We start from the raw sequence: 25784 nt of genomic DNA, 5'->3' as shown, positions 1-25784 counted from the left end.
CCTGATAGGAGCGCCAGGTGATCAGAGCACCGCTGATGCAAATGGTTTTCAACGATGTCGGTCATCTCCTGTCCTATACTCTCAAGCAATTCACGTTCGGATCGTCGCCGCAGATCCACAGCACGCCGAGTGGAAAAGCCTCGAGTTAAATGATCAACGGGCACACGCTCGGCTGGAGATGAAAATCCTGAAGGAGTAACATCCTGCAACTGACGAACGGTCGCAACCAACATGCGAACCATCTGTCTGCTCTCTCAATAACCGGTTACTCGAGCTTGGCCATGCAGCGCGACAATATCCTCACGCCGGATGAACTGGAGTTCATCCAGAACATGCAGCACAACCCCACGCTGAATTTGCGAGACAAATCCAGCAGTCTGGTGGTTAACGGCGGCGTGCAGATTCAAGATCTGCTGACCCGTCTCGCTGCCCATGAGCAAGTCACGATTCAGGCCCAGTTTGATAATCAGCAAATGACCTTCCCGCTGCATCTTGTCGAAGACGAGTTTCACGCGCTGCATCTGGAGCTGGGTGCGCCAAGCATCTTCGAGGAAGGCCCGCGCATTCGCCCATGGCGTCTGATCCTGCCTGAGCCGATTCCGCTGGAGACCGCAAAGGGCTCGCTCACCGCACTCTGGGTTCATGAAATCTCGTTCAAAGGCATCCTGCTGGAGATGCGCAAGCAGACCAAACCGCCGAAGTCATTCGCCGCGTGGTTCACGCCTCAGGGCTATGCGCCCATCGCGTTGCGTGGCAACTTCGAACGCCTGAACCATCATGGTCTTGCGGCGTATCGGTTGAGCCAGAACAGTAAAGAAGACACTGAACGTCTGCGTCAGTACATCCTTCAGGAACACCGCAAGATTCACCCCTCGATGCACCTCTAGGATTGCCTGATCATGCGATCCCTCCCGGCACCCTCTTCCGTCCGATAAACACCTCTGGCTTTATCGCAGGTTTCAGGAATAATCCTTGCTTGCTTTTCCCAGTGAAGCTGACGCATCGCCACCACCCCGGCGACCCGTCATGTGATTTCCCTACCCGGGAAGCTCACTTGTTTATCGGAGATACACAATGTCTACCTCACCCGTCACGCTGATGGTTGCCCGTCGCGTCGCCCATGGCCGCTATCAGGAACTGATTGCCTGGCTGCATGAAGGCGAACAACTCGCTACAGACTTCCCCGGCTATCTAGGGTCAGGTGTGCTCGCTCCTCCGCCCGGGGATGACGAATTCCAGATTATTTTCCGCTTCGCCGATGAAGCCACCATGCACGCCTGGGAGCATTCTGCCTCCCGACGCTCCTGGTTGGTGCGCGGCAGTGGTTTGTTTGCCAAGAATTCTGTGCACCGGGTGAGCGGTATCGATGGCTGGTTCGGCGCCGCTGGTCAGCGTCCGCCGCGCTGGAAGCAAGCCGTTGCCATCTGGCTGGCGTTCTTTCCGGTGTCGCTGATCTTCAACTTCGTGCTGGGGCCACTGCTCGGTCAGCTGGAGCTGTTCCCGCGCATCATGATCAGCACGTTGATCCTCACGCCGCTGATGGTGTTCTGGTTCATTCCGCTCTCGACCCATCTTCTGGCGGGGTGGCTGCACAGCAACGTGCCTGCTCAGGTCAGCGGAACAGAGCCGGCATCTACCCGCTAGCGCTCAGCGACAAACGCTTTCCCGATCTGGACGCCGCCGACCTGCGATACAGCGGCCCGGCGTGGCGCCGTTTCAAAAAACATGTACAGCCCTGTCGGTGTTGTACAAGAACCGACCGTTGGGGTAACTTTGCCCCACGGTCGTTTTCGATGGTGCACGCGAGCATCCACTGTTCGCCATTCAGCACCGACTCGCCCGACCTCTCTCCCCCGTTGATGAATGCGTGACGACCATGGCCTGCTCCCCTGCCCCTGTCTTAATCACTGGCGCCAGCCAGCGCGTCGGCCTGCATTGCGCCGAGCGTCTGTTGGCGGAAGGCCAGCCGGTGATCATCACCTACCGCAGTGAGCGGCCGGGCGTGCAACGCTTGAAGGCGCTGGGCGCGGTAATACTTCAGGCTGATTTTTCGTCGGAGACGAGCGTGCTGGATTTCATCGCCCGACTCAAAGAGCAGACCGACAGCCTGAGGGCCATCGTGCACAACGCGTCCGACTGGCTCGCCGAAACGCCGGGGGACGAGGCGGATGTATTCATGCAAATGTTCAACGTCCACATGCTGACGCCTTATCTCATCAATCTGCACTGCGCAGAGCTGTTGAGGCGCTCGGAGACGGCCGACATAATTCACATCAGCGACGATGTCACCCGCAAGGGCAGTAGCAAGCACATCGCTTACAGCGCCAGCAAGGCGGGGCTGGAAAACCTGACCCTGTCCTTCGCAGCCCGATACGCGCCCCATATCAAGGTCAACGGCATTGCCCCGGCCATGCTGATGTTTCAACCCGACGACGATGCGGCATACCGCGCGCGCACGCTGGAAAAATCGGCACTGGGGATCGAACCCGGCGCCGAGGTGATTTACCAGAGCCTGCGCTATCTGCTGGATAACCCCTACGTCACCGGCACCACTCTGACCGTAAACGGCGGACGGCACGTCAAGTAAGCCGCCCCGAGGAACCATTGATGACCCTGTCACTGCCACAGCATTACCGTGAAATCCTCGTCGGACTGGGTGAAGATCCTGAACGAGAAGGCCTGCTGGATACGCCCAAGCGCGCGGCCAAGGCCATGCAGTACCTGTGTCATGGCTACGAGCAGACACTGGACGAGATCGTCAACGGCGCGTTGTTTGCCTCCGCGAGCGACGAGATGGTGATCGTCAAAGACATCGAACTGTATTCGCTGTGCGAGCATCACCTGCTGCCCTTCATTGGCAAGGCCCACGTCGCGTATATCCCCACCGGGAAAGTCCTTGGCCTGTCGAAAATCGCGCGCATCGTCGATATGTTCGCGCGGCGCCTGCAGATTCAGGAAAACCTCACGCGGCAGATCGCCGATGCGATTCAAGACGTGACCAAGGCCGCAGGCGTGGCCGTGGTGATCGAGGCTCAGCACATGTGCATGATGATGCGCGGCGTTGAAAAACAGAACTCGACCATGAACACCTCGGTGATGCTCGGCGCCTTCCGCGAGTCGACCACGACCCGCATGGAATTTCTGCAATTGATCGGACGGAGCAAGTAGTCCATGGCAAGACTCGAACCCGGCACCGCACGCATCAGGGTCAAAGACCTGTGCCTGCGTACGTTTATCGGCATCAACGAAGCCGAAATTCTCAACAAGCAGGACGTGCTGATCAACCTGACGATCCTGTACGCGGCGCAGGAAGCGGTGCGCGACAACGACATTGATCACGCGCTGAACTACCGGACCATCACCAAGGCCATCATCCAGCACGTGGAAAGCAACCGCTTTGCACTGCTTGAGCGCCTGACCCAGGAAGTGCTCGACCTGGTGATGACCCATGAGGCGGTGCAATACGCCGAAGTCGAAGTGGACAAGCCCCACGCGCTGCGTTTCGCCGAGTCGGTGTCGATCACCCTGGCGGCAGCCCGCTGATTCCTTCGCTCGCCGGTGAAGGCCCACGCTTGCCCGGCCTGCCTGCCACTCTTATCATCCGCCCATCTTTACTTCCCACAGAGCACACCATGACCGAGCAACAACGTCTTGAACTCGAAGCCGCCGCTTTCCGCCGTCTGGTTGCGCACCTGGACAGCCGCAAGGACGTGCAGAACATCGACCTGATGAACCTCGCCGGTTTCTGTCGCAACTGTCTGTCCAAGTGGTACAAGGCCGAGGCCGACGAGAAGCACATCGACATCACGCTCGATGACGCCCGCGAAGTGGTTTACGGCATGCCGTACAGCGAGTGGAAATCCACGTACCAGAAAGAAGCCAGCACCGAGCAGCAAGCTGCGTTCGCCAAGGAACCCAAGCATGACTGACCTGCCCGGCCTGCGCGCCAGCCTCGCCAGCGGCAATCATCTGTTCGCAGACACCCTGGCCTTCATCGCCGCGCATTACGACTATCAGCCTCAGGCGTTCAGCAACGGCCCGGTGGAAAACGCCGCTGGCCAGAACGAAGGTTCGTGCAAGACCCTCGGCCTGGCGCTGCTGGAAGGCCTGAGCGATGAAGAAGCGCTTCTGGCTTTTGGCGAGCACTACCGTTCTGTGCTCGATACACCGGACGGTTCGGACCACGGCAACATCCGCGCGCTGATTGCCAACGGGCTGGCCGGTGTGAAGTTCTCAGCCGAGCCGCTCAAGCCCAAGGCCTGACCGCGCGCTCGACGCTGATGGGGCCGTTTGCCCGATATAAAAAAACCGGCTCAATGAGCCGGTTTTTTTGCAACTGGAGGTCAGGTCAGAACGAAACGTTCGCCAGGCCGTCCAGGTAGCGCTCGACGTCCAGTGCCGCCATGCAGCCTGCGCCAGCCGAGGTGATTGCCTGACGGTAAACATGATCCGCCACGTCGCCGGCCGCGAAAACACCGTCAACGCTGGTGGCTGTCGCATTACCTTCGCGACCGCCTTGAACGACCATGTAGCCGTCTTTCAACGCCAACTGACCGTCAAACAAGCTGGTATTCGGCGTATGGCCGATGGCGATGAATACGCCGTCGACGGTCACTTCGGAATAGGTGCCGTCATTGTTCTTCAAGCGCGCACCGGTCACGCCCATGTTGTCGCCCAGCACTTCGTCCAGGGTGGCGTTGAGTTTGAGCTCGATCTTGCCCTCGGCAACACGTGCATGCAGTTTGTCGATCAGGATCTTCTCGGCGCGGAAGGTATCGCGACGGTGAACCAGGGTGACCTTGCTGGCGATGTTGGCCAAGTACAGGGCTTCCTCGACGGCAGTGTTACCGCCCCCGACCACTGCGACCGGCTTGTTGCGATAGAAGAAACCATCGCAGGTCGCGCAGGCCGACACACCTTTGCCCATGAACGCTTCTTCGGACGGCAGACCCAGATAACGGGCGCTGGCGCCGGTGGCGATGATCAGCGCGTCGCAGGTGTAAGTGGCGTTGTCGCCTTTCAGGCTGAACGGTTTGCCTGCCAGATCCACTGCATTGATGTGATCGAAAACGATCTCGGTCTCGAAACGCTCGGCGTGTTCACGCATACGCTCCATCAAGGCCGGGCCGGTCAGGCCATGGGGGTCGCCCGGCCAGTTGTCGACTTCGGTGGTGGTGGTCAATTGACCGCCCGCCTGCATCCCGGTGATCAGCAACGGCTTGAGGTTGGCGCGCGCGGCATAGACTGCAGCGCTGTAACCGGCAGGGCCGGAGCCGAGAATAATCACTCGCGAATGACGTACATCAGACATGACACACTCCTATTGACCGGCCATCGTTACGCGTGGTCGGAGTCACTGGGTCTGAACCGGCGTACCGGTTGAGAGGGTTGGGACTGACGGGGCCTGTGGCAACACGAGGCGCCCGCCGATCCTGAAAACGAGAAGCTGCCACTCGGGGCACAGCAACGGTGAAAGTTGGCCGCAAGCTTATCGGGGCGGAGAAGATTAAGGAAATATCGTTTCACAATCCAGCTCATAGGCCAGCCCTATGTGCGTCCTCCGCTTTGCACATGCAGTCCTGCATAGACTTTATCGCTGCACGATTGTTTCAGCGAATGTCGCACCTGCAGCGGCGCTTCCGCCCTCGTCGCAAAGCCGGTAAGGTCGGCGCGATATCACTGCCTGGAGGCACACATGCCTGCACCCGTCCTGTCTGGCCCTCAATACCTGCGCGAAGGCCTGAAACTGGTCCTTAGCCCCGGCCTGCGTTTATTCGTCCTGCTGCCATTGGTTATTAATCTGGTGCTGTTCAGCGCCATGATCTACTTCGCCGGCCACGAATTCAGGCTCTGGGTTGACTCCTTCATGCCGACCCTCCCCGGCTGGCTCAGCTTTCTCAACTACATCCTGTGGCCGTTGTTCGTGGTGCTTGTGGCGCTGATGGTGTTCTTCACTTTCACCATGATCGCCAACATCATCGCCGCGCCGTTCAATGGATTTCTCGCCGAGAAGGTGGAAGTGGTGTTGCGCGGGACGGACGATTTTCCTGCCTTCAGCTGGGGTGAGCTGGTGGAAATGGTGCCGCGCACCCTGAGCCGGGAAATGCGCAAACTGGGCTACTTCCTGCCCCGCGCCATTGGCCTGTTCATCCTTTCGTGGATCCCCGTGGTGAACCTTGTCGCCGCGCCGCTGTGGCTGATGTTCGGCGTGTGGATGATGGCTATCCAATACATCGACTACCCCGCCGATAACCACAAAATGAGCTGGCAAGACATGCTCGCCTGGCTGCGTGCCAAACGGTGGCAAAGCATGAGTTTCGGCGGGATTGTTTATCTGGTGCTGCTGATACCGGTGGTCAACATCCTGATGATGCCGGCGGCGGTGGCCGGGGCGACGTTGTTCTGGGTGAGGGAGCGTGGTGCGGAGACGCTGGCGGAGCGCATCCGCTGATGAAGAGAAAAGGCCTCGATTGAGGCCTTTTTTATACGCACGCTTTTTTAAACGGGACGATCAGCGCGCTGGGAATCCAGGGTTGCTGCCGACTATTCGACGTATTTTAAGCAGCCCGTTTCCGGAAAGCTGGCTCGCGCCACATCAAACTGCACAACTCTGCTTCCGCCTTCAGCCGGGAGCGTCGGGCGGCTCAAACGCCGTGCCCCTTGCGATCTGTGTAGGGCATTTCCTGATCTCCATTAGGACGCGTCCGGTTCGTGTTTTGCCTATGGAATGACGGTGAGGAATGCCTCATCTTCGCCCGCTTCAGCCCCTGTCATGGATGAGTTGATCGGTTCTTTATGGACCGGTCGGGGGTGCATTCTCCTGCCAGGGACGCTCATTCATGCTCACCGTATTGCCGCCTTTTTTCGATCACAGTCGCCATAAACTCGTCGTTCATAACCTGCCGGTGGCGCTTGATGTGCTGACGTTTGAGGGTGAGGAGCGGCTGAGTCAGCCCTTTCATTACCGCGTGGAATTTACCTCGGTTGAACGGGACATCGGCGCCGAGCGGATGCTCGGGCAGGATGCGCACTTCAGTCTGCATGCGGCGGCCCACACGTTGCCGACTGCGATTCCAGGCTTGCCGGTGCCTTCGGTTAAACCGTTGCGCACGTTGCATGGGGTCATCACCGGCTTCAAGCGCCTGTCCGGTTCCGCTGATGAGGCGCGCTATGAAGTGACACTGGAGCCGCGACTGGCATTGCTGGGGCGTGGAAAGCAGTTTCGGATTTATCAGCATCAGTCGGTGCCGCAGATTGTCGAGAGCATTCTGCGCACACGGCATGATTTTGAGGGGCAGGATTTTCTGTTTTCGCTGGTGCGGGAGTATCCGAAGCGTGAGCAGGTGATGCAGTACGGCGAGAGCGATCTGGCGTTTGTTTCGCGGCTGCTGGCGGAAGTGGGGATCTGGTACCGCTTCACTAACGATGAGCGATTGGGCATTGCGGTCGTCGAATTTCATGATGATCAGCGTCATTACGTTCGCCCTCGGATCAGTCTGCCCTACCGGCCCCAGTCGGGTTTGGGCAGCAGCGGCGCGGATGGGGTCTGGGGTTTGCAGTCCAGTCATGGAGTGGTGGAAAAGAGTGTTCACTTTCAGGCTTATCACCACCGTGACGCCAGTGCTTGGCTGGACGGGGATGTAGATCAGACGCGTGGGGATTCCACGACTTATGGCGAGGCGTATCACTATGCCGAGCCGTACAAAGTGCTGGGAGACAAGCTCGATCAGGATGAGGATTTAGAGGGCGAAAGCGGGTTCTTCTACGCCCGCCTGCGGCATGAGCGGTATCTGAATAACCAGACGCGGCTGACCGGGATTAGCAGCAGCGCTTCGTTGGGATTGGCGCAGGTGCTGGCGATTTCCGGTGGTGCGCCTCAGGCGTTTGAGCCGGGTGCTGTGATCACGCGATTGCATTTGCGTGCAGCGCGGGATCGAAGCTTTGAACTGAGTTTTGAGGCGATTCCGTATTCCGAAAGCTTGTGTTTTCGGCCGCCTTTGCTGGCAAAGCCTGCGATAGCCGGCACCGTTCCGGCCTGTGTCACCAGCTCGCTGGCCAACGATCCCTATAGCCACATCGACAGCGAAGGCCGCTACAAGGTCAGCTTTCTGTTCGACCGCGACAGCTGGAAACTGGGTGAGGAAAGCCTGTGGTTGCGCCTCGCCCGCCCCTATGCCGGGGATACCCACGGACTGCACCTGCCACTGATCTGCGGCACCGAGGTGGCGATTGCCTTCGAGCAGGGCGACCCGGACCGGCCCTACATCGCCCATGCACTTCACGACAGCCGACATCCTGACCATGTGACGCTGCTGCGCAGCGATTACAAACGCAACGTCCTGCGCACCCCTGCCAACAACAAGCTGCGTATGGAGGACAATCGCGGCAAGGAACACATCAAACTCAGCACCGAGCACAGCGGTAAGAGCCAGCTAAACCTTGGGCATCTGGTCGACAACGAGAAAGACAAGCGCGGCGAAGGGTTTGAATTGCGCACCGACGGCTGGGGCGCGATTCGGGCGGGGCGCGGGCTTTTCATCAGTGCGGATGAACAGACCAGAGCCCACGGTCAGCAGCTCGACATGGACGCTGCAATCGACCAGCTCGAAACCGCACTGTCCCTGGCCCGCACCATGGCCCAGGCTGCAAAGAGTGCGGGCGCCATTCCCGCCGATACGAGCGGCCAAACTCAACTGAACGATGCGCTGACTCACCTCACCGAGCCCGGTCTTCTGCTGCACGCACCGGCCGGCATTGGCATGGTCAGCCCCGAAGCGATCTGCCTGTCCTCTGGTCGCGAAAGCGTCGCCATCACCTCGTCACGCTCAACCGACCTCAGCGCCGGACGCAACATCACCGGCACTGCCGAAGGTGCAATCAGCCTGTGCGCCGTCACCAAGGGCCTGCAACTCAAAGCGGTTCAGGGCGACCTGCAAGTGCACGCGCAAACAGGCGCACTGCACGCACTGGCCAACAATGACATCAAGATTGAAAGCCTGGCCGGCCGGATCGAAATCAGCGCCCCGAAAGAGCTTGTTTTCAGCTGCGGCGGAGCCTTCATCCGCATCAAGGATGGCGAGATCGAGCTGGGTGCGCCCGGCAACATCTATCACCGGGCCGCTTATGTGTTGAAGGCCGGTGCCACCACGCTTACGACTCCGGTGACGCCAATACCTTATGGCTATGGGGCGGGGTACACCCTGGTCGATGCGCAACAGGCCGCCGCCCGTTTCGTCCGTTACCGGATCACCACGCAGAACGGCGAGGTGTTCAGCGGCGTGACCGACAAGGACGGTAAGACCATGCCCGTCCACACAATGTTGCCTGGAAACATCGCGATCGACTTTCCACGGCCCGAAGAATGGCTGACACCGCGTCCCGCACCTGAACTTGAGGAGGAAGAAGAGGAAGAGGTTGAACTGGAGCAGTTGATCACGTTGCGCATCGGCATGTTCTTCGATGGCACGGGTAACAACCGCGATAACAGTGAAAAAGCACGCGCTTGCTACGCCCGTGACGTGAATCTCGCAGAGGCAGCGCCTGACATTGTCGCGTTCTGCCAGAAGCACGGCTTTGATGGCAATGGCGGCGCACCGGACGACAGTTTCGGGAATGACAGCAGCAATGTGGCGAAGCTGTTTGAGCTCTACAGAGACGACAGCGACAAGCAAATTCCAGATGAGGAGATAGAGGCCGCACTTCGAGTCTACGTCGAAGGCATTGGCACGAGCAGCACGAAAGGTGACTCGCTGTATTCCCAAGCCACCGGGCTCGGCGCGCAAGGGGTCAGAGCCCGTGTTGAAGAAAGTCCCGGCCTGTTTCTTGAAACACTACGTAAGTTTGAACAGAACAATCCCAATAAGCGCATACAACGCATCGAATTCGACATCTTCGGATTCAGTCGAGGCGCTGCAGCAGCAAGGGATTTCGCAAATGAGCTGCTAAAAGGGGAAGAAAGCATTCTTGCAGCAGCCCTGCCTACCGGATCGCCCGTTTTGGCTGACAGGTTCGCTTGGCAGCGTCAAAAAGATTTCTGCATCAACTACATCGGCATTTTTGACACCGTGGCCGCCATTGCGGACTGGATGCACGGAGACTTCAACGGTAATAACGCCATCAACCCCGGAATCGATATTCGGCTGGCGCCGGGTACTGCGCGAAAAGTTGTACACCTCGTTGCCAAAGACGAGCGCCGCTTTAACTTTTCGTTAAATCAGGCTGGCGGTACCGAGATCTCTCTCCCAGGCGTGCATTCTGATCTGGGCGGCGGATACCTGCCCGATATGGTCGAGCGCGTGATGCTGAGCAAACCTCGCAACAACGAAATCGCTAAAAACGCACCTAACCACAGCGCTGTCAGTTATCAACTCACCCAGCAAGACTTGCAACTGGTCGAAGCGATCTACGCCAACTACGCCCTGCCGCTGGTAATCCGCACCTGGCATGTCGACGTCACCCACAACGCCAAAGGCGATGTCTCTCACACCAAGCGGGTTTATGCCGCAGTAAGCTGCCAGCGGGAAGTGCGCAACGATCTGGCGCTTGTTTACCTCAGGATCATGCGTGAGCTGGCGGTGCAGCATAGCGTGCCGTTTCGAGAAGTTCCTGACGAGGATAAACGGCTTGCCTTGCCTTCTGAGCTCCAGCCTATCCACGAGAAACTCAAGGCTTATGCGTTGGGAAAATCCAGCTCCTACGGTTTAAGCCCAACCGAAGAGGCATTGCTCTACCAACGTTACATTCACCTCTCTGCTCACTGGAATCCCGTCACTAACCCATCGGCTGAACGCGACACGCTGTTCACCAACCGGCCTGGCGAAAACTACCTGCGAACGGTGCATCTCAATGAATAAGCTCGTCCTAGGGGTCGCACTGATACTGCTGCTCACCAGTTGCACGACTGCTAGCAGCCGGTCAATGCCATATGACGCATGGCGCCTTGGCTTCTTCGCTCCCGATTACATGGAGGTCTGGATTGAGACAGCCAATGTGTTGGATAACAGCGGTTATGTAATTTTTGAAGCAGGCAGGGGGATACCCTCAATGACGTATCCCCGCGCTTTTAGCAAAGGGATTCCCGAGGTGTTCAAGGGCGACCCGAAGGGGTGGCCAGAGCGCCCCGGATGGGGCGCTGGGAAATACGTCAAGCGCGCAGACCTACCCAAAGAACTCTATATCCGCTGGCAATCGCTGGTTGAACCGCAGATTTATCACGCCCGTATCGATATTCCGGAGTCAATGAGGAAACTTATGCTTAAAGGAGAGAAAACCTTTTGCCGTGCCGATGCGAAATGGATCACCGATTACCGCAAAGCCATTGTCATCGGCCTGGCACCGGGCGGCATTGTAAAAGTTTGGGTAACAGGCCCCTGCTTGTCTCCCATTGAAGTTAAGAGGGTGCAGGCCACAGTTGATCCGACCGGGCCAAGTGACGGCTTATCTGATGGCAAGTTCGTTCAGCCATCGGCTGAGTCCAGAGCCTATGTCGAGAAATTCGGCATTCCGTATGGTTCGTGGTGAGAAATTAATGAAGGTGTTCATTGCTGGATGGACTACCGCCCGTTGCAGGGGAGCTCACCGCTTACGGGTTAGGGAAGTCCAACACCTACGTATTGAGTCCGGCCGAAGAGACATTGCTCTATCAACGCTATGTCTAGCTCTCCTACCACTGGAATCCGGCCAATGACTGGAACAGTAAATTCGATACCGTATTCATCAATCGCCCAAGTGATAACGGTCTGCGCATGGTGCATCCCAATGAATAAACTTTTGTTGCTAGCCCTGTCCTTGATGCTGCTCACTGGCTGCACTGCCGCAAACAGTCGCTCAATGCCATACAACGCGTGGCGCCTGGGTGTATTTGCCCCTGATTATACGGAGGCCTGGATTGAAACAGTCAATGTCCTAGACATCAGCGGTTATGTCAGCTTTGAAGCAGCCAGAGGTGTGCCGTCTATCGGCTATCCAAGAGCGCGAAGCAAGGGTCTACCAGACAAATTCAAAGGCGATCCCAAAGGCTGGCCCGAGCGCGTGGGATGGGGCAAAGGCAAATATCTCAAAGCTGACCTTCCTAAAGAGATTTATGTTCGCTGGCAATCACTGCTCGAACCACAGATCTATCACGCGCGCATCGACATCCCCGAATCAACCCGAGAGATCATGCGCAAAGGCGAAAAAGTATTTTGCCGTGCCGATGCGAAATGGATCACCGACTACCGCAAAGCCATCGTCATTGGCCTGGCACCGGGCGGCGTTGTAAAAATTTGGGTAACAGGCCCCTGCTTGTCTCCCATTGAGGTCACGAGGGTTCAGGCCAAGGTCGATCCGACCGGGCCAAGTGACGGCTTATCGGGTGGCAAGTTCGTTCAGCCATCGGCTGAGTCCAAAGCCTATGTTGAGAAATTCGGCATTCCATATGGTTCATGGTGAATAGTCGCTCTGAAATTCAGTTACCAACATCGATGGCCAATCATTCAAAGAACTTTTCTCAGCGCTTGAGGCGCGACATATGAAAGGGATGTTATGAATTTACTCAAGTTAACGGGCAGTTCTAGTTTCAAATTCTGCCTTATCGTTCTCCTATGGGTAATCGCGACTTGCACTCGCGCTGAAAGCCAAGCGTTGGAAGGACGATATTACCTGTACGGCGTGATGGAAATGGCGGCTGGACTGCAGCTGGAAAAAGACGGCACATTTACGGCGGGAGTCGAATATGGAAGTGCCAGTGGCTATGCAAAAGGGAAATGGTATGTCGAAGACGACGTCCTGACGTTAGAAAGCGAACCCACTCTTCGACCCGCTCATGAGCTTGCCTTCGACTCATTCAGGGAGCGGCCCAGGGATGCACTCTTGGAATACGCCATCCAGAATAAATACTCTCCATTGGATTTCTGGACAAGTCACTACATTTTGGAAATGCGTTACGCTCGTTACCGTGAGCCTCCTCGCATCAAGCCGGAGTTCGTCCACTTCCAATTTGACCATGGGCCCGCTGCCTCTATAAAGCTCACACCTGACCCATCGTCCCGTGCACTGCTTCACTACGACCCCGACAGGACAATTACAAAAATGGGGCTCAGTACTTCTCAAATGGCCACCCCGACACGCTGGTTCGACGTAGCACCCAGTAGCCGCATGTTCAACCTTTGGTGGAAAAAACCAACGAAGCAGCCGATCACTTACACAGAACCTGATGAGTTCACTTTAGCTGAGGCCCATCGAAGACTCGAAGAGCAAGATGCTCAGCAAATCGACACTCACTACCTGGTTGAAGTCTTTCATTACGATCCGATGAAGCCGCCTCCCATTAAGCCGATGACGGTGTATTGGCAATTCAAGGACGGATCGACCGTATCGAGTGTCTGGACGGATTCGGGTCAAGAAAGGATAGCCCTGCCCTACCAGGCCAACAAAGAACTGGAGAAAGTTGGCATGGGGATGGAGGGGGCGACCGAAGCCATTGAGTGGTTTGAGGTTACCCCGGAGGCGAGGTGGCTAATCGTAGAGTGGGACGCCAAGCCCGACCCGGCATTCGGAGCGCTATCGGATCTGTTTCAGTATCTGCAACTGGACGTCGCGCCCGGCTGCCTCGCTTTGGAGATAGGCGGCAGCACAGGTTGCTTCCGGCCTGGGTGACCCAGCGCGACCTGCTTGGCATGCTACTCGTAAGGCGGTGGCGGGAGCGACGTTTTTTCGGGTGAGGAAGCGTGGGGCGGCGACGCTGGCAGAGCGCATTCGCTGATGAAGAGAAAAGGCCTCGATTGAGGCCTTTTTTGTGTGAGACGCAGGGGTTCTATTTGTAATACCAGTAGAGCCCATACAACCCGCAAGTGATGAACATCATCACCGTCAGCTTGACCAGCGACACGGTTTAAAACGGCGGGCCGATTGTAGGCAAAGCCGTCAAATCGGCAACAGGTGGCGCGTTGAATTGCTCGGACACAGTGTTTCCTCCAGAAGTGAGGCGACGCATGCTAAAGGCGGAAACACTCTTTTAATCAACCTTGAGAAAATCAGGACGATTCCTACGACAGTATTCGCCACGTCCCACAGCCTTCCTGTTTAACCATGGGCATGCCCACTCCGGGCGAGCATTTGCCGCCGCGTTCGATCGCCCGGCGTGTTCATCAGCAGGAGTTAGATGCCCATGGATTCAACCCCACTGAACACCCTGATCAAAACCACTGTCAGTCCTGCGTCCTTTGCAATGGACCGACAGAAGAAGCCGGAACCCCATGCCCCCGCGTTCATGCAGGCACTGGCGCAGGCGACTCAGCCGTTCGTTTCGAACACCCTCAAAGCTGAATCCGCGAACCTTGCCAGGCCCGCAGAACCCCGTTCGCACCTGCAACTGACCAGCCTGAACCCGCTGCAGACCCATTACGTGCCAGAACCGGCTGCCTTCGAACGCATCGGCGAGTCGAGGCTTGTGCCCTTCACTGTTGGTGGCTGACGCGTCCCGTGTCACCGCAGTCTTATTCGAACCTGACCGGGTCGTATGTCGCTCTTAAATCGGTCAGGTTCGAGCGACGCCAATTCCAAATCCCGGCCAGTCATTTGCAGTCACAAATCCATCACTGAACCGCCACACAAGCGCAACGACCCCCTCAGAAACTGATGTCATGAGTAAATCCCTGCGCATTACCCTGATCACCGAAACCTATGCCCCGGAAATAAACGGCGTGGCCAACACGCTCAGCCGTTTGTGCGACGGTCTGCGCCTGCGGGGGCATCGGGTTGAGGTGATTCGGCCACGGCAAAGCGAGGACGAGCTGCGCGCGGCCGGGGAGGATTTGATGTTGTGCCGTGGCTGGCCGATTCCGGGGTATCCCGGGTTGCAGTGGGGGCAGTCGTCGATGCACAAACTCCTGCGTCGATGGCAGCGCAATCGTCCGGACGTGCTGTATATCGCCACGGAAGGCCCGTTGGGGCTGTCGGCGCTGCGTGCCGCACGGCGACTGGGGATTGCCATCGTCAGCGGTTTTCACACCAACTTCCAGCAATACACCCGGCAGTACGGGCTGAGCTTCGTCACTCGCCTGCTGACGACCTACCTGCGCTGGTTTCACAACCGCTCCAACGCCACCCTGGTGCCCAGTTTCACGCAGAAATCCGAACTCGAACGCCGAGGCTTCGAGCGATTGGAGTTGCTGTCCCGGGGCGTTGATTGCCAGTTGTTTCACCCGTCGAAGCGTTCGAGTGCGCTACGTGAAAGCTGGGGCCTTGAACCGGGCGATACGGCAGTCCTGCATGTGGGACGGCTGGCGGCGGAGAAAAACCTGGGGCTGCTGAAAATCACCTTTGACGGACTGGTGAGCACCTATCCCGAGAAAAACCTGCGCCTGGTGATTGTCGGCGACGGACCGGTCAGGCCGACGCTGCAACGTCAGCTCCCGAACGCCATCTTCTGCGGCACCCAGCGCGGGGATTCGCTGGCGGCGCACTATGCGTCGAGTGATCTGTTTCTGTTCCCGAGCCTGACTGAAACCTTCGGCAACGTCGTGCTGGAAGCGTTGGCGTCAGGGCTGGGGGTGGTCGCCTATGACGAAGCCGCAGCGGCCCAACATATTCGCCACGGCCACAATGGCGCGGTGGCGATGCCCGGGGATGAGGAAGGGTTCATCGACGCCGCACGCTGGATGCTGGAAGATGAAGAAACCTTGCGTCGGGTCAGGCTGAATGCCCGGCAACACGCGAGTCGTCAGGGATGGGCCGGGATTATCGACTCATTCGAGACTTATTTGCGCGCTGCGAGCGAGACGCGGGATGGGGTTGTTTTGGGGGTGTGAACGGGACAGTAGCGACCCAGCGATGGGTGCAGTCAGGGACAGATTAATTTACGGTGAAGCGCTGTAAATAAATCAGTCCCTTTTCTTGCAAATAAATCAGTCCCTTTTCTTGCATTTCCTTCACTAGTCCCTTTCCTTCACTCCAATCGGCTCAGGGCTTCGCGGCTGAACGGCAAGATGTCGTGCTCGCGGCCTTCCTTCACTTTCATGGCCCAGTCCGGGTCGACCAGCAGCGCACGGCCGACTGCGACGAGATCGAACTCCTCGTCACCCAGACGCTTGAGCAGGTTTTCCAGGCTCGCGGGCTGAGCGACTTTGTCGGTGTTGACCATGAACTGCAGAAACTCGCCGTCCAGTCCGACACTGCCCACCGTGATGGTAGGTTTACCGGTGAGCTTGCGCGTCCATCCGGCCAGGTTCAGGTCGGAGCCTTCGAACTCAGGCTCCCAGAAACGCCGTGTCGAGCAGTGGAAAATGTCGACGCCTGCGTCGGAAAGGGGCTTGAGGAACGCGTCGAGCTCTTCCACCGTTTGCACCAGCCGTGCGCTGTAATCCTGCTGTTTCCACTGCGAGTAACGAAAGATGATCGGATAATCCGGGCCCACTGCTGCTCGTACGGCCTGGATCAGTTCGATGGCAAAGCGTGAGCGGTGCGCGAGGTCTCCGCCGTACTCGTCGGTGCGCTGATTGGTGCCTTCCCAGAAGAACTGATCGACCAGATAGCCATGGGCGCCATGGATCTCGACGCCGTCCATGCCGATGGCCTTGGCGTCTTTCGCCGCCTGGGCGAACGCCGCGATGACCTCGTCGATGTCTTGCTTGCTCATGCCATGAACGACAACGTTGCCGTCCTTGAGCTTCTCGGTCGGGCCATAGGCCGGCACCGTGCCATCCGGCTCAGTGCCCAGCCGACGCACAGCGCCCACGTGCCAGAGTTGCGGCACAATCTTGCCGCCTTCTGCATGAACCGCTTCCACCACTTTGCGCCACCCCTCCAGCGCCGCGTCGCCGAAGAACTGCGGCACGTTGGGGTAGCCATTTGAAGCCTTGTGCCCGACCGTGGTGCCTTCGGTGATGATCAAACCAACGCCCGCAGACGCACGACGACGGTAGTACTCGATGACGTTGGAATTGGGTACGCCGCCGGGTGAAAACGAGCGGGTCATCGGCGCCATGACGATGCGCGTCGGCAACTCGAGGCTGCCCATATGGAAGGGTTTGAACAAGGCTTGAGCAGGCATGCAGGCGTCCTCGGCATTCTGGAAATATGATGAAGGTCATACAGAATGAGCCGAAGCGCAGGTGATACGAAGCACTATTGACTGGAGTGATTAAGGCTCAGAAGACGCGCAGCAAAGCGAAATACTAGGGCAGCGCCTTCTCGATCGCGCTCACCACCTTGGCGTCATCCGGGAGCGTACTTGGGGAGAAGCGTGCCAGAACGCGGCCATCCTTGCCGACGAGAAACTTCTCGAAATTCCAGGTGATGTCCCCGGGAAACTCGGCGCCTTCGCCTGCGAGCATCTGGTACAGCCGATGCCGGTGCGGTCCGTTGACGTCGAGCTTGTCGCCCAGCGGAAAGGTCACGCCGTAGTTCAGCGAACAGAACGCCTGAATCTCTTCCTGAGTACCGGGCTCCTGACCAGCGAACTGATTGCACGGCAACCCGAGAACGCTGAAGCCTTGATCCTTGTACTTCTGGTACAGGGTTTCCAGCCCGGCGTATTGCGGGGTCAGGCCACATTTTGAAGCGACGTTGACCACCAGAACCACTTTGCCCTTGAGCGGCGCGAGGGGTAGCTCCTGGCCATCCAGAGCCTTCAATTTCAGCTCGTGAAATACACTCATGACGACTCCCCTAGAAACCCTTGGCCGAAAAAGGCGCCCTGTCAGACTGCAAAAACAAATGTTTTCACAAGACCGCGAGGACGCCTGGCCAGCTCACTCAGCTTAGCAGGACAATCAGTGGTGATGACCACCTTCGCCGTGCACGTGACCGTGGGCCACTTCTTCTTCGCTGGCATCGCGGATGTCGACGATCTTCACATCGAAGTTCAAGCGCTGACCGGCCAGTGGGTGGTTGCCGTCGACGGTGACGTCGTCGCCGTCCAGATCACGGATGGTCACGATCTGCATCTGGCCGTCCGGAGCGGAGGCATGGAACTGCATGCCGACTTCCAGTTCGTCGACACCTTCGAACATGCTGCGGTTCAGGGTGCTGACCAGTTCGGCGGAGTATTCGCCGTACGCATCTTCAGGCTCGATGGCCACTTTCAGTTCGTCGCCGACTTCCTTGCCATCCAGTGCCTTTTCCAGACCCGGGATGATATTGCCTGCACCTTGCAGGTAAACCAGCGGCGCGCCGCCGGCAGAACTGTCGATGACCTCACCAGCGTCATTGGTCAGGGTATAGTCGATGGAGACAGCCTTGTTGGCGGCGATCGGCATGGGGCGAGACCTTTTGCAAATAGATATGAGCGGCCAAGTCTAACCAAGCAGTCGCGCGAAAGCGAACGCAACTCAGACGGACGGCCCCGATTGGAATCCCCTAAAGCTCCCTCCCCCCACTCAATCATTACCGGCTTTGTTCAGGACGAGGACGGTCATTGGGTGGTTGAACTGTCCTGCGGTCACACCCAGCATTTGCGCCACGACCCGCCTTGGCAATCCCGGTCCTGGGTGCTTGATCCCGCGCAGCGCCAGGCAACAATCGGCCAGTCCTTTCACTGCGGCTGGTGCGCGTCGGGGTCAGATAACGATAACCTTGGGCCCCCTTGAGACGCTGCGACTGAACAGCGTCCTGGTTTATCCGGTCCGATGGCTGAATTCATAGCGCCATGACCCTTGCACTGCTCATTTTCGAGAAGCCCGCATGCAGACTTTCTTTATCGCGCCCACAGATTTTGGTGTGGGCCTGACGTCCATCAGCCTGGGGCTGGTGCGCACCCTGGAGCGTGCCGGGCTCAAGGTTGGTTTTTTCAAGCCGATCGCCCAGCCTCATCCCGGGGACGTGGGCCCCGAACGCTCGACTGAACTGATCGCCCGCACCCACGGCCTCAAGCCGCCCAAGCCATTGGGGTTGAGCCACGTCGAGCGCATGCTCGGCGAAGGCCAGCTCGACGAGCTGCTGGAAGAAATCATCCAGCTGTATCAAGAGGCCTCGATTGGCCGCGACGTGCTGATCGTAGAAGGCATGGTCCCGACCCGCAGCGCCAGCTACGCGGCGCGGGTCAACCTGCACATGGCCAAGGCGCTGGACGCGGAAGTCATTCTCGTATCGGCCCCGGAAAACGAAGTGCTGACCGAGCTTTCCGGCCGCGTGGAGCTGCAGGCGCAGATGTTCGGCGGCCCGAAAGATCCGAAGGTGCTCGGTGTGATCCTCAACAAGGTCCGCACCGACGAGAGCATGGAAGCCTTCTCGGCACGGCTCAAGGAGCACTCGCCACTGCTGCGCAGCGGTGATTTCCGCCTGCTCGGCTGCATTCCGTTTCAGGCGGACCTGAACGCACCGCGCACCCGTGACGTCGCCGACCTGCTCGGTGCGCAAGTGATCAACGCCGGCGATTACGAACAGCGGCGCATGTCGAAGATCATCATCTGCGCCCGCACGGTGCTCAACACGCTGCAACTGCTCAAGCCGGGCGTGCTGGTGGTCACACCGGGGGATCGTGATGACATCATTCTGGCCGTGAGCCTGGCGACGCTGAACGGCGTGCCGTTGGCCGGACTGCTGCTGACCAGCGACACCCTGCCCGATCCGCGCATCATGGACCTGTGCCGAGGCGCACTGCAGGCCGGGTTGCCGGTCCTGTCGGTGAGCACCGGTTCCTACGAGACCGCGACGCAGCTCAATCAGCTGAACAAGGAAATCCCCATCGATGACCGCGAACGCGCGGAGATCATCACCGATTTCGTCGCCAGCCACCTCGATGCCAACTGGCTGCATCAGCGCTGCGGCACGCCGCGTGAGATGCGCCTGTCGCCCGCAGTGTTCCGCTATCAACTGATCCAGCGCGCCCAGGCGGCAAACAAACGTATTGTGCTGCCCGAAGGCGCAGAGCCATTGACCGTGCAAGCGGCGGCCATTTGTCAGGCCCGCGGCATTGCCCGCTGCGTGCTGCTGGCCAAGCCCGAAGAAGTGAACGCCGTCGCGCGAGCCCATGGCATCGAACTGCCGCCGGGGCTGGAGATTCTCGATCCGGATCAGATCCGCGAGCGCTATGTCGGGCCGATGGTGGATCTGCGCCGCAGCAAAAACCTCAATGCGCCGATGGCCGAGCAGCAACTGGAGGATCCGGTGGTGATCGGCACCATGATGCTGGCCCTCGACGAAGTAGACGGGCTGGTGTCGGGGGTGATCCATTCGACCGCCAACACCATTCGGCCTGCCTTGCAGCTGATCAAGACGGCGCCAGGCTGCACCCTCGTTTCATCGGTGTTTTTCATGCTGTTTCCGGAGCAGGTGCTGGTGTACGGCGACTGCATCATGAACCCGCACCCGACCGCCACCGAGCTGGCGGAGATCGCCGTGCAGAGCGCGGATTCGGCCGTGGCGTTCGGCCTGTCACCGCGGGTGGCGATGATCAGCTACTCCAGCGGCAATTCCGCCAGCGGCGAAGAAGTGGAAAAGGTACGAGAGGCCACGCAACTGGCGCGCGAGACCCAGCGTGGTTTGTTGATCGACGGGCCTTTGCAATACGATGCCGCCGCCAACGAGCACGTCGCCCGGCAACTGGCGCCGGACAGCCCGGTGGCGGGTCGCGCCAATGTATTCGTGTTTCCGGACCTGAACACCGGCAACACGACGTACAAAGCGGTGCAGCGCAGTGCGGATTGCGTAAGCCTCGGCCCGATGCTGCAAGGCCTGCGCAAGCCGGTCAATGATCTGCCGCGCGGCGCTCAGGTCGACGACATCGTCTATACCATTGCACTGACGGCGATTCAGGCGGCCACGTTGCCGCAATAACATTGCGCTGCAATATCGCTTGCCCACAATAACCCCGCCGGGACCCACCGGCGGCCGACTGCCCCCCGGAGTTCGATTCACATGGATTTCCTGCCCGCCCCTTTGCGCGGCGTCATCGCCTCGTTGCTGTTGGCGCTCAACACAATTCTCTGCTGCACGCCGCTGTTCGTCGTTGCCATCTTCAAGCTGTGCCTGCCCTTCCAGGCCGCGCAAAAGGTGACCGACTGGCTGATGAGCCACATCCACGAAGCGTGGATCAGCAATAACAACGTCTGGATGGACGTGATCGGTCACACCCGCTGGCACCTGAGTGGGCTGGACAGGCTGGACTATCAGCACTCGTACCTGGTGACGAGCAATCACCAGAGCTGGGTTGACATCATGGTGCTGCAGTACGTGCTCAACCGGCGCATCCGCCCGCTCAAGTTCTTCCTCAAGCAGGAGCTGATCTGGGTGCCGGTGATTGGCCTCGCCTGGTGGGCGCTGGGCTTTCCGTTCATGAAGCGCTACAGCAAGGCTTATCTGGCCAAGCACCCGGAAAAGAAAGGCAAGGACCTCGCCACCACCCGCCGCACCTGTGCGAAGTTTCGCAACAATCCGGTGGGCATTTTCAACTTCGTCGAAGGCACGCGCTTCACCGAAGCCAAGCACGCACAGCAGAACTCGCCATTCCGTTATCTGTTGAAACCGAAGGCAGGCGGCATCGCCTTTGTGCTGGACGCCATGGGCGAGCAGCTGGAATCCATCGTCAACGTGACCATTCATTACCCGGCCGGTCGGCCAGGGTATTGGGACTTGCTCTGCGGCAACGTGCGCGAAGTGGTCGCGCATTTCGAAGAAGTGCAGATCCCGCCGCAGTTCATTGGCAAAAGCTACGACCAGGACGATGCCTACCGCCTGGAGTTTCAGCAGTGGATCAATCGGCTATGGGAAGACAAGGACGCGTTGCTCGCGCAGATGCATGAGCGGTATCCAGGCTGAACGCTTGTAAACCACAAACAAAAACCCCGGCTCACTGGCCGGGGTTTTTGGTTTCACGTCACGCGTTTATTGCTGCTGTTGGTATTGCTGGCCAGGAATCGGCTTGAGGTTGACCTCAACGCGGCGGTTCTGGGCGCGACCGTTGACGTCGGCGTTGCTGGCGATCGGCGAATCAGGACCGGCACCGCGCACCGACAGGTGAGCCGCATCAACCCCCTGGGAGGTCAGGTAGGTCGCGACGCTCTGAGCGCGCTGCTGCGACAGGTCCATGTTGTGCTGACGGCTGCCGGTGCTGTCGGTGTAGCCGACGATCTCAATCATGTTCTGGTTGTATTGCTTCAGCGAGCCAGCCAGGTTGTTCAGCGGCGAGTAGAAGCTGCTGGCAATGGCCGAGGAGTCGGTGGCGAACGTGATGTTGCCCGGCATCACCAGCTTGATGTTGTCGCCCTGACGTTGCACTTCAACACCTGTGTTGGCCATGCTCGCGCGCAGCGCGGCTTCCTGCTTGTCGGCGTAGTAACCGTAACCGGCCGATGCGGCACCCGCCACGGCCGCGCCAATCAGCGCACCTTTGCCACGGTTGTTGTGATCGATGGCAGCACCGGCGACGGCGCCGGCCAATGCACCCAGGCCGCCGTACTTGGCAGTCTTGCTCATGCCGCCGGAGTTCTGCGCCTGCCCCTGATTGTCGTATGGGTTCTGCGTTGCGCATCCGGAAAGCACGGTCAGTGCGGTGGCAGCAATGATTAAACGGCGAAAGGTCAACATCAAGGAGAGCTCCTGTTTTGCTTTTCTCGGGCCAAACATAAAGGCCGACGATTTGGGCAATTAGAGCATGCACCCCGTCAAAAATTCCTTAACGCGGGCTGAACCGCCAGTGCACGACCAGAGGCCGCATTTCTTTACTCACAAAAGCAAATATTTAGGTGCGTTTTTGACATGCTGTTCATCGTATTTATTGACTGATCCGAACCTTGGTGGTTGCCCATAATCTACATAAATCATTGATGCAGATGCGTTTATGGCAGCGCCACCCTAATGCACTCAGAATTTAACAGGGTTTAATTTCTCCAGCGCTTTCCTATACTGGCAATGCGCAAGTACTGGAAAGCGCAGTGATGAAGCACTCAACAAAGATCGCTCTCACTTTCAGGTAAGGCAGCGCTGTATAACCGCGCAAGAGCTGACTCTATGCTAAGAAAAATCCCCGTTTCCGACCTCACGCTGGGCATGTACATCCACGAGTTCTGCCGCCCCCGGATCAACGATCCGTTCTGGACCGCGCACGTCGAACGCGAACTCAGCGACGACGCGGTGTTGCGGCACATTCAGGCGTCGACCCGTGAAGTCTGGATCGATACCCACCTTGGCAAAAGCCCTGCCGACAGCTCGCCAGCCGAACAGACCTTCCCTGAGTGTCCCGACCCATCCGAAACTGCGCCGTGCAGCCTGGAAATGGAACTGGCCCGCGCGCGCCTGATTTGTGGGCGCGCGAAAGCGTTAGTGATGACCATGTTCAGCGATGCCCGGATGGGCCGGGCGATGAACACCGAAGACGTCGATCTGCTGGTGGAGGAAATTGCCACGTCCGTGATGCGCCACCCCCACGCACTCATCAGCCTGTCGCGCTTGAAGACGACCGATGAGTACACCTATATGCACTCGGTGGCGGTGTGCGCACTGATGGTCGCGCTCGCGCGGCAGATGGATCTGGATGAGGACCAGGTGCGGGAAGCCGGCGTTGCCGGGCTGATGCATGACGTCGGCAAAATGATGATCGACCCGGCCATTCTCAATAAGCCCGATCGCCTGACCTACGAAGAGTACGAAGTCATGAAGCACCATCCGCAGGCCGGTCTGGAAATCCTCCAGGGCTGCGAGCGGGTGACCCGACTGGTGATGGACGTGTGCCTGCATCATCACGAAAAAATCGACGGAAGCGGTTATCCCCACGGGCTGAAAAGTGACGAGATCAGTCTGCTGGCGAAAATGGGTGCTATCTGTGACGTCTATGACGCGGTGACTTCGGACCGGCCCTACAAGAAAGGCTGGGACGCCGCGCATTCGGTTCGCGAGATGGCGTCCTGGAAAGGCCACTTCGATGCGACGGTATTCCAGCACTTCGTCAAGACCGTCGGTATCTACCCCGTGGGCGCGTTGGTTCGTTTGAAAAGCGAGCGTCTGGGCGTGGTGGTCGAGCAGGATGAAAAGTCCCTGCTGCACCCGAAAGTGAAGGTTTTTCTGTCTACCCGGACCCGCATGCCCTTCGAGCCGCACGTCATCAACCTCGCCTGCCCCTCGGTAAGCGATGGCATCCTCAAGTTCGAACTGGCTGAAGACTGGGGCCTTCTGGACGTGGTCAGCATGTGGGCGGGTCAGCCCGCCGCCTGAGTGTACCGTCGGGCCGATCATGCATCAAAGGCTGGTCGCCGCCGGCCTGGGTCGCAACGGGATAATGCCGACCTGCATGCCGAAGGGTCTGAACACCGCGTTGAGGGTCTGCACCGTCGGATTCCCCTCGTCCTGCTCGATCTGGCGCAGCGTGCGCAACGAGATTTTGCACATGCGCGCGAACTGTTCCTGGCGCAATCCCGTGATTTCGGTCCGCAGCCGTTTGACGGCAGCGCCCATCGAAACGGTCCCGTCCAAAAGCTGCTCCCGAAGTTCGTCGAGGATGATGCCGCGCTGGCGTATGTCGTCGTTCATCGCAGGCCCCATCCCTTGAGCGTTGCATCCAGCTGCCCCAGCCTGATCCGTGGATGATTCAAGGTCTTTTGCGGCAAGCCCATTTCATTCAGCAAATCAGGCAATGCCCGCAGGCGTTCGGCATCGGTTCTGAGGCCCTCAAACAATTCGTCGGGGTCGGCCCATGCGGATAACGCCTGGCAGGCCTCACGCCAGTCCACGTCGCCGGCGCGTTCGATGGGGTCAGGCCATTTGGTGGTGCGCGTCACGCCTTCATCGTCCATGACCATAGGCGCCAGGTCGTAAATCGGCGCCAGAGCGAGTCGCTGTTCATTGCGCAGGATCGACGTGTTGCGCCCATGGTTGTCGCTGTTTCCCAGAATCTGATTGATCAGGTCGCGCCTTATGTACTCGGCAACCATTTGAGGGATGTCCCCCTGCTGAGCATTCGCCGACCAGGCGTTAGCCAGCGCGGCGACGGCTTGCACGTGCGTCATGTACGCGCCGGGGCGGGTGATGTCGGCGAGCGAGTACACCGATTCGACAGCCAGCCGGCGGAGGCCCTGTTCATCGACGCTGCGGTCGAAGCGTTTCATCCACAGGCTGGGCTTGCGGGCCTCTTCAAGGCTCATGCCATCACAGGGAACGGTGTATTCACCGATGCGTTGGAGGGCCTGGTAATAGCAGAACTCGCTTCTGAGAATGGTGCGATCCGTCTCGTTGCCTTTGTTGCGACAGAATTTCACGAACCAGTGTTGACGGACTTCGCTGTCGGCGAGCGTTGCATCAGGGTGCATGAGTCCTGCGGTGTCCTCGGCCAGCAACAGCTTGGGCGCCTCGCCGCCCGCTCCCGTCGCACCCCCTACGGCTGCGCCTTGTTCATACGCGTATTCGAAAAAGCGGCTGTCCCGAGCAACGACCTCACCCCGGTCAAAACCGATGCTGCTGGCCTTGGGCAAAGCTTCGAACGATTCCTTGATGCGCAGATGCCCGACGGGCGCAGGGGTGCAGCGCTGCAAGAGCACCAGATCGGCCGGGGTGTTTTCGCCTTCAGGCACTGCCAGACGCGCCAGCAGGAAACGGCGTGCCGCTCCCGCGGGAACGATGTCATGCAAAAACGCCGGCAGCCCCGCCGTTCTGAACAAATCCCAGCCCAGTGGAATTCGAGCGCTTACGGATGGCGAGGTGGGACGATCAAGCGCATCGAGGTGGTCAATTAGAAATGCCTGCTCATACGCAAAGCTGCACGGGCTGTTCTGCCCTGACTCTGGCTTCTCGATGTCGAAACGCATCGCATCGTGCCATCGTCCCGACAGGTAGAGTTGGAGGGTCAACTGCATGACAGGGCGCTCGGCAATTTAATG

At 58.8% G+C, this 25784-nt stretch carries 23 protein-coding genes and 2 pseudogenes; 18 read left to right on the top strand and 7 right to left on the bottom strand.

The window, feature by feature from the left end; translation table 11 throughout:
• Positions 1-281: 281 nt before the first annotated feature.
• The 7 genes from M1E04_RS04030 to M1E04_RS04000 all read left to right on the top strand — a co-directional run bounded on the left by M1E04_RS04030 (position 282) and on the right by M1E04_RS04000 (position 4263).
• Positions 282-887, top strand: a complete 606-nt coding sequence (locus tag M1E04_RS04030; RefSeq protein WP_065991868.1) for a hypothetical protein — start codon at positions 282-284, stop codon at positions 885-887.
• Between the two features lie 187 nt (positions 888-1074).
• Positions 1075-1644: an antibiotic biosynthesis monooxygenase gene (locus tag M1E04_RS04025; protein WP_065991866.1), complete on the top strand. Its 570-nt coding sequence runs from the start codon at positions 1075-1077 to the stop codon at positions 1642-1644.
• A 232-nt stretch (positions 1645-1876) separates the two neighbouring features.
• Positions 1877-2587, top strand: a complete 711-nt coding sequence (gene folM, locus M1E04_RS04020) for a dihydromonapterin reductase (RefSeq protein ID WP_065991864.1) — start codon at positions 1877-1879, stop codon at positions 2585-2587.
• A gap of 20 nt (positions 2588-2607) precedes the next feature.
• Positions 2608-3168 (top strand): GTP cyclohydrolase I FolE, encoded by a 561-nt coding sequence (gene folE, locus M1E04_RS04015; protein WP_192132604.1) that lies wholly within the window; start codon positions 2608-2610, stop codon positions 3166-3168.
• Positions 3169-3171: 3 nt separating this feature from the next.
• Entirely contained in the window at positions 3172-3543 is a 372-nt protein-coding gene (gene folX, locus M1E04_RS04010; protein WP_065991860.1) for a dihydroneopterin triphosphate 2'-epimerase, read from the top strand.
• A gap of 89 nt (positions 3544-3632) precedes the next feature.
• Positions 3633-3929 carry a DUF1244 domain-containing protein gene (locus M1E04_RS04005; protein ID WP_065991857.1) on the top strand — a complete coding sequence of 99 codons (297 nt, stop codon included), beginning with the start codon at positions 3633-3635 and terminating at the stop codon, positions 3927-3929.
• Positions 3922-4263, top strand: coding sequence for a HopJ type III effector protein (locus tag M1E04_RS04000; RefSeq protein WP_065991855.1), 342 nt, complete (start codon positions 3922-3924; stop codon positions 4261-4263). Before M1E04_RS04005 ends, M1E04_RS04000 begins: the two co-directional genes overlap by 8 nt.
• Before the next feature lie 85 nt (positions 4264-4348).
• On the opposite strand, the gene trxB is transcribed toward M1E04_RS04000, so the two are convergent.
• A complete protein-coding gene (gene trxB / locus M1E04_RS03995) occupies positions 4349-5311 on the bottom strand; it encodes a thioredoxin-disulfide reductase (protein ID WP_296311850.1) in 963 nt (320 codons plus the stop codon).
• A gap of 384 nt (positions 5312-5695) precedes the next feature.
• On the opposite strand from trxB, the gene cysZ reads away from it, so the two are divergent.
• The 7 genes and pseudogenes from cysZ to M1E04_RS03960 all read left to right on the top strand — a co-directional run bounded on the left by cysZ (position 5696) and on the right by M1E04_RS03960 (position 15788).
• On the top strand, positions 5696-6451 hold the full coding sequence (gene cysZ / locus M1E04_RS03990; RefSeq protein WP_065991850.1) for a sulfate transporter CysZ: 756 nt from the start codon (positions 5696-5698) through the stop codon (positions 6449-6451).
• A 388-nt stretch (positions 6452-6839) separates the two neighbouring features.
• Positions 6840-9092, top strand: a pseudogene (locus M1E04_RS03985) (type VI secretion system Vgr family protein); the annotation flags it as partial.
• A gap of 1753 nt (positions 9093-10845) precedes the next feature.
• Positions 10846-11520, top strand: coding sequence for a DUF2931 family protein (locus tag M1E04_RS03980; protein ID WP_296306659.1), 675 nt, complete (start codon positions 10846-10848; stop codon positions 11518-11520).
• Positions 11521-11757: 237 nt separating this feature from the next.
• Positions 11758-12429, top strand: a complete 672-nt coding sequence (locus M1E04_RS03975; RefSeq protein ID WP_369318519.1) for a DUF2931 family protein — start codon at positions 11758-11760, stop codon at positions 12427-12429.
• A 93-nt stretch (positions 12430-12522) separates the two neighbouring features.
• Positions 12523-13635 carry a hypothetical protein gene (locus tag M1E04_RS03970; RefSeq protein WP_296306663.1) on the top strand — a complete coding sequence of 371 codons (1113 nt, stop codon included), beginning with the start codon at positions 12523-12525 and terminating at the stop codon, positions 13633-13635.
• 511 nt (positions 13636-14146) lie between these two features.
• Complete coding sequence (locus M1E04_RS03965) at positions 14147-14452, top strand: hypothetical protein (protein WP_192132596.1); 306 nt, start codon at positions 14147-14149, stop codon at positions 14450-14452.
• 169 nt (positions 14453-14621) lie between these two features.
• Positions 14622-15788, top strand: a complete 1167-nt coding sequence (locus M1E04_RS03960; protein WP_192132594.1) for a glycosyltransferase family 4 protein — start codon at positions 14622-14624, stop codon at positions 15786-15788.
• 137 nt (positions 15789-15925) lie between these two features.
• On the opposite strand, the gene M1E04_RS03955 is transcribed toward M1E04_RS03960, so the two are convergent.
• The 3 genes from M1E04_RS03955 to M1E04_RS03945 all read right to left on the bottom strand — a co-directional run bounded on the left by M1E04_RS03955 (position 15926) and on the right by M1E04_RS03945 (position 18236).
• Positions 15926-17029: an NADH:flavin oxidoreductase gene (locus M1E04_RS03955; RefSeq protein ID WP_192132593.1), complete on the bottom strand. Its 1104-nt coding sequence runs from the start codon at positions 17027-17029 to the stop codon at positions 15926-15928.
• A gap of 124 nt (positions 17030-17153) precedes the next feature.
• Positions 17154-17636, bottom strand: coding sequence for a glutathione peroxidase (locus tag M1E04_RS03950; RefSeq protein WP_065991844.1), 483 nt, complete (start codon positions 17634-17636; stop codon positions 17154-17156).
• A gap of 114 nt (positions 17637-17750) precedes the next feature.
• Positions 17751-18236 carry an FKBP-type peptidyl-prolyl cis-trans isomerase gene (locus M1E04_RS03945; RefSeq protein ID WP_065991842.1) on the bottom strand — a complete coding sequence of 162 codons (486 nt, stop codon included), beginning with the start codon at positions 18234-18236 and terminating at the stop codon, positions 17751-17753.
• Between M1E04_RS03945 and M1E04_RS03940 the strand changes: the two are divergent.
• The 3 genes and pseudogenes from M1E04_RS03940 (at position 18205) to M1E04_RS03930 (ending at position 21735) form a co-directional block, all read left to right on the top strand.
• Positions 18205-18566, top strand: a pseudogene (locus M1E04_RS03940) (DUF3565 domain-containing protein). The gene M1E04_RS03945 and the pseudogene M1E04_RS03940 overlap by 32 nt on opposite strands.
• 94 nt (positions 18567-18660) lie before the next feature.
• Positions 18661-20754 (top strand): phosphate acetyltransferase, encoded by a 2094-nt coding sequence (gene pta, locus M1E04_RS03935; RefSeq protein ID WP_065991837.1) that lies wholly within the window; start codon positions 18661-18663, stop codon positions 20752-20754.
• 81 nt (positions 20755-20835) lie between these two features.
• Positions 20836-21735, top strand: coding sequence for an acyltransferase (locus M1E04_RS03930; RefSeq protein ID WP_192132589.1), 900 nt, complete (start codon positions 20836-20838; stop codon positions 21733-21735).
• Between the two features lie 66 nt (positions 21736-21801).
• On the opposite strand, the gene M1E04_RS03925 is transcribed toward M1E04_RS03930, so the two are convergent.
• Entirely contained in the window at positions 21802-22503 is a 702-nt protein-coding gene (locus tag M1E04_RS03925) for an OmpA family protein (protein ID WP_065991834.1), read from the bottom strand.
• A gap of 423 nt (positions 22504-22926) precedes the next feature.
• Between M1E04_RS03925 and M1E04_RS03920 the strand changes: the two genes are divergently transcribed.
• Positions 22927-24126, top strand: coding sequence for an HD-GYP domain-containing protein (locus M1E04_RS03920; RefSeq protein WP_456292434.1), 1200 nt, complete (start codon positions 22927-22929; stop codon positions 24124-24126).
• A gap of 24 nt (positions 24127-24150) precedes the next feature.
• Here M1E04_RS03920 and M1E04_RS03915 read toward each other — a convergent pair whose 3' ends face one another.
• The gene (locus tag M1E04_RS03915) at positions 24151-24441 is read right to left on the bottom strand and encodes a helix-turn-helix domain-containing protein (RefSeq protein ID WP_065991825.1); all 291 of its coding nucleotides are present in this window, start codon (positions 24439-24441) and stop codon (positions 24151-24153) included.
• Entirely contained in the window at positions 24438-25760 is a 1323-nt protein-coding gene (locus M1E04_RS03910; RefSeq protein WP_456292433.1) for a type II toxin-antitoxin system HipA family toxin, read from the bottom strand. The genes M1E04_RS03915 and M1E04_RS03910 overlap by 4 nt, the downstream gene beginning before the upstream one ends.
• Positions 25761-25784 lie beyond the last annotated feature (24 nt).

Source organism: Pseudomonas sp. AK106 (assembly GCF_053903055.1).
The sequence above is the reverse complement of the archived record's forward strand: the minus strand, read 5'-3'. Positions and strand labels throughout refer to the sequence as shown.

What these genes read in the sequence shown, in the direction of transcription:
- M1E04_RS03930 (WP_192132589.1), top strand. Translation starts at nt 20,836, where the DNA reads ATGGATTTCCTGCCCGCCCCTTTGCGCGGCGTCATCGCCTCGTTGCTG.
- M1E04_RS04005 (WP_065991857.1), top strand. Translation starts at nt 3,633, where the DNA reads ATGACCGAGCAACAACGTCTTGAACTCGAAGCCGCCGCTTTCCGCCGT.
- M1E04_RS03910 (WP_456292433.1), bottom strand. Translation starts at nt 25,760, where the DNA reads ATGCAGTTGACCCTCCAACTCTACCTGTCGGGACGATGGCACGATGCG.
- M1E04_RS03960 (WP_192132594.1), top strand. Translation starts at nt 14,622, where the DNA reads ATGAGTAAATCCCTGCGCATTACCCTGATCACCGAAACCTATGCCCCG.
- cysZ (WP_065991850.1), top strand. Translation starts at nt 5,696, where the DNA reads ATGCCTGCACCCGTCCTGTCTGGCCCTCAATACCTGCGCGAAGGCCTG.
- M1E04_RS03975 (WP_369318519.1), top strand. Translation starts at nt 11,758, where the DNA reads ATGAATAAACTTTTGTTGCTAGCCCTGTCCTTGATGCTGCTCACTGGC.
- M1E04_RS03970 (WP_296306663.1), top strand. Translation starts at nt 12,523, where the DNA reads ATGAATTTACTCAAGTTAACGGGCAGTTCTAGTTTCAAATTCTGCCTT.
- folE (WP_192132604.1), top strand. Translation starts at nt 2,608, where the DNA reads ATGACCCTGTCACTGCCACAGCATTACCGTGAAATCCTCGTCGGACTG.
- M1E04_RS03965 (WP_192132596.1), top strand. Translation starts at nt 14,147, where the DNA reads ATGGATTCAACCCCACTGAACACCCTGATCAAAACCACTGTCAGTCCT.
- pta (WP_065991837.1), top strand. Translation starts at nt 18,661, where the DNA reads ATGCAGACTTTCTTTATCGCGCCCACAGATTTTGGTGTGGGCCTGACG.
- M1E04_RS04000 (WP_065991855.1), top strand. Translation starts at nt 3,922, where the DNA reads ATGACTGACCTGCCCGGCCTGCGCGCCAGCCTCGCCAGCGGCAATCAT.
- M1E04_RS03915 (WP_065991825.1), bottom strand. Translation starts at nt 24,441, where the DNA reads ATGAACGACGACATACGCCAGCGCGGCATCATCCTCGACGAACTTCGG.
- folX (WP_065991860.1), top strand. Translation starts at nt 3,172, where the DNA reads ATGGCAAGACTCGAACCCGGCACCGCACGCATCAGGGTCAAAGACCTG.
- M1E04_RS03925 (WP_065991834.1), bottom strand. Translation starts at nt 22,503, where the DNA reads ATGTTGACCTTTCGCCGTTTAATCATTGCTGCCACCGCACTGACCGTG.
- M1E04_RS04025 (WP_065991866.1), top strand. Translation starts at nt 1,075, where the DNA reads ATGTCTACCTCACCCGTCACGCTGATGGTTGCCCGTCGCGTCGCCCAT.
- M1E04_RS03955 (WP_192132593.1), bottom strand. Translation starts at nt 17,029, where the DNA reads ATGCCTGCTCAAGCCTTGTTCAAACCCTTCCATATGGGCAGCCTCGAG.
- M1E04_RS03920 (WP_456292434.1), top strand. Translation starts at nt 22,927, where the DNA reads ATGCTAAGAAAAATCCCCGTTTCCGACCTCACGCTGGGCATGTACATC.
- M1E04_RS03950 (WP_065991844.1), bottom strand. Translation starts at nt 17,636, where the DNA reads ATGAGTGTATTTCACGAGCTGAAATTGAAGGCTCTGGATGGCCAGGAG.
- M1E04_RS04030 (WP_065991868.1), top strand. Translation starts at nt 282, where the DNA reads ATGCAGCGCGACAATATCCTCACGCCGGATGAACTGGAGTTCATCCAG.
- M1E04_RS03945 (WP_065991842.1), bottom strand. Translation starts at nt 18,236, where the DNA reads ATGCCGATCGCCGCCAACAAGGCTGTCTCCATCGACTATACCCTGACC.
- folM (WP_065991864.1), top strand. Translation starts at nt 1,877, where the DNA reads ATGGCCTGCTCCCCTGCCCCTGTCTTAATCACTGGCGCCAGCCAGCGC.
- M1E04_RS03980 (WP_296306659.1), top strand. Translation starts at nt 10,846, where the DNA reads ATGAATAAGCTCGTCCTAGGGGTCGCACTGATACTGCTGCTCACCAGT.
- trxB (WP_296311850.1), bottom strand. Translation starts at nt 5,311, where the DNA reads ATGTCTGATGTACGTCATTCGCGAGTGATTATTCTCGGCTCCGGCCCT.